Origin of the sequence: Pseudomonas sp. MWU16-30323 (assembly GCF_020515595.1) — a bacterium.
GTDB classification, from domain to species: Bacteria; Pseudomonadota; Gammaproteobacteria; order Pseudomonadales; family Pseudomonadaceae; genus Aquipseudomonas; species Aquipseudomonas yamanorum.
Genome location: NZ_JAIWYM010000070.1, coordinates 1 through 2,012 on the forward strand (window position 1 = coordinate 1; position 2,012 = coordinate 2,012).

Below are 2,012 nucleotides of genomic sequence, written 5' to 3' on the forward strand. Positions count from 1 at the left end.
GCGGATCCGGCCGCTTGCCCTTGCCCGCGCGGTACTGGCGGATCCGCTGCTTGACCTCGGGCCGGCCTTCCTGGTCCCTGTGCTCGTCGCGCACTTCCTGCTTGATCATCAGCGGTTTCTTGTGGCTCTCCCACAGCTGGATCGGCGCATCCACTGCGGCAATGATGATCAACCCACAAGCCATCCACAGCGAACTCCAGACCACCACTTGCACGCTGTGGATGATTGCTCGCGAAAAACTCAAGGGCGCCGCGTTTACCCAGCAAGCACGCGTTATCGTTAACGAACTTCGCGAGCTAGCTCGCTCCTACAGTGTGGGGGTATCAAGCATCTTTGAAGCCCGGCATGCCATGGGCTGCACGCCAGTCTTTCACAATCTGCATCACTCCTTCCGGTGAACTATCTGCTCCGGGTTCCGGGAAATAGATCAAATCTGAGCCTGCGGGATGCCCACTAACTTTCTCAAAGTGCAACAAAAGCAAGTCAGCACGATCATCGTTATCAGCCTCTCGATCTTCCCTGCAAAGCGCTTCCAACAGCTCGACGAATTCGGCCTCGGTGTACTCGGAGAAGTTATGTTTGACTTGTGCATCCGCCATGTCTGCCCGCCCTATACCCGACTCCTCCGATGCATAAGTATCTGTGCATGACCGTCGTTCCTACATGCCATAACTTGAAGGCAGGGGAGTTAGGCATCTCTAAAGCCCGGCAAACCCTGAGCAGCACGCCACGCCTTCACTGTCAGAGCAACTCCTTCGGCAGAGCTATCGTCACTTGGTTCAGGGTAGAAAATTAAGTCAGAACCATCCGGGTGCCCAGAGATCTGCCGAAATTGCTCAATCAATCCACCCAGGTCGGCATCAGTCCCACCCTTGTTGGCGATTAGTATTTGATTGATAAGGCTTACAAATTCTTCTTCTGTGTAATCAGTAATATTTGCCAGTCTCCTTGATCAGGGAAAAGCTAATGTTGTTCACGGACAAGTTTTCGAGGTAGCTGAGCGTCACCTTAACGTTAGAAAAAGCCTTTTGAGTCAGATAATAAGTATCCGAACCACTTCGCATACCAAGACCACCGGGAAGTTTGACAGGGAGTTTCGACTCATTCGGTTCCCCGAGAAAGTTACGCACGGAACCCCGGTCCATATGCAGCGCGAACGGTTCAGGCAATTGCCCTGTATAGACCGGCTGGCCGACTGTTTGGATCAACGTGATCATTACTTTTTTCAAGCGCCTGGAATCAGCCCAAAACCATAGCTTCACGCCAGCTGCGGGATTCTGAAGCAAGTCCTCATTGTCAGACGTGTCAAACATTGACTTCAACGGAAGGTTAAGAATCGTACCTTCGCTGACAAGCTCACCATAGGTGCGACCAAGCCCTGCCAGCCAGCCGTTTATTGTGAAAGAGTCCATCAGTACCACCCCTGATCTTCATTTACTTTGTGCATGTTGGCACGCGCGCCCTCAAGTTCAGACTCCGAGTGCCCCTCCTCTAACAGGTAAGGCTTTATTGCATCGAAATTACTCTCAACAGCTCCCCGCAGATCGCCGGCGTCCAGACGCTGCCTGGCCTTAGTATTTCTACCACCATATGTCTCGCTATACCTTTGATGAACCCGTGCAGGAATAGCGATGCAGCCAACACTCCTCATTAATGCTTCGATTTCATCATCATCAAGATCTGCTTTTGCTTCCAAATAACGCTTCAAGGCGGCCTGAGACGGCATGTGATCTACATGCAAACCGTTTCTTGGCCGCCCACTGAATGCACCGTAAGCATCTACCTCCAACGGCTTCACCGCCGGCTTGGCAAACACCAAATACAACGGCGACACACCCGAATCGGCAGGAAACGTGATGATCGTATCCCGCCAGGTAACGTCCTCGGCATCCGGCCCCGGATAGTGCGTAATCCCCGTCTCCTGCCCCATCGGAATAGGATGCACCAACAGGTTATCCAACCTTTCGGGCGTGCCCGGATAAGGCATCGGCGCATTCACCACCGGGCCGTTA

4 protein-coding genes and 1 pseudogene are annotated in these 2,012 nt (G+C 53.0%); all 5 read right to left on the reverse strand.

The features are described from left to right. Positions 1–229: pseudogene (locus tag LIY45_RS30410) on the reverse strand (EscU/YscU/HrcU family type III secretion system export apparatus switch protein); the annotation flags it as partial. A 94-nt stretch (positions 230–323) separates the two neighbouring features. Further along, positions 324–599, reverse strand: a complete 276-nt coding sequence (locus LIY45_RS30415; RefSeq protein WP_226478687.1) for a bacteriocin immunity protein — start codon at positions 597–599, stop codon at positions 324–326. A gap of 89 nt (positions 600–688) precedes the next feature. Next, on the reverse strand, positions 689–943 hold the full coding sequence (locus LIY45_RS30420; RefSeq protein ID WP_226478694.1) for a bacteriocin immunity protein: 255 nt from the start codon (positions 941–943) through the stop codon (positions 689–691). After that, a complete protein-coding gene (locus LIY45_RS30425; protein WP_226478688.1) occupies positions 927–1,412 on the reverse strand; it encodes a DUF6392 family protein in 486 nt (161 codons plus the stop codon). Before LIY45_RS30425 ends, LIY45_RS30420 begins: the two co-directional genes overlap by 17 nt. Next, positions 1,412–2,012: S-type pyocin domain-containing protein (locus LIY45_RS30430; protein ID WP_226478690.1), on the reverse strand; the 601-nt coding region annotated here is incomplete at its 5' end. The genes LIY45_RS30430 and LIY45_RS30425, both read right to left, overlap by 1 nt.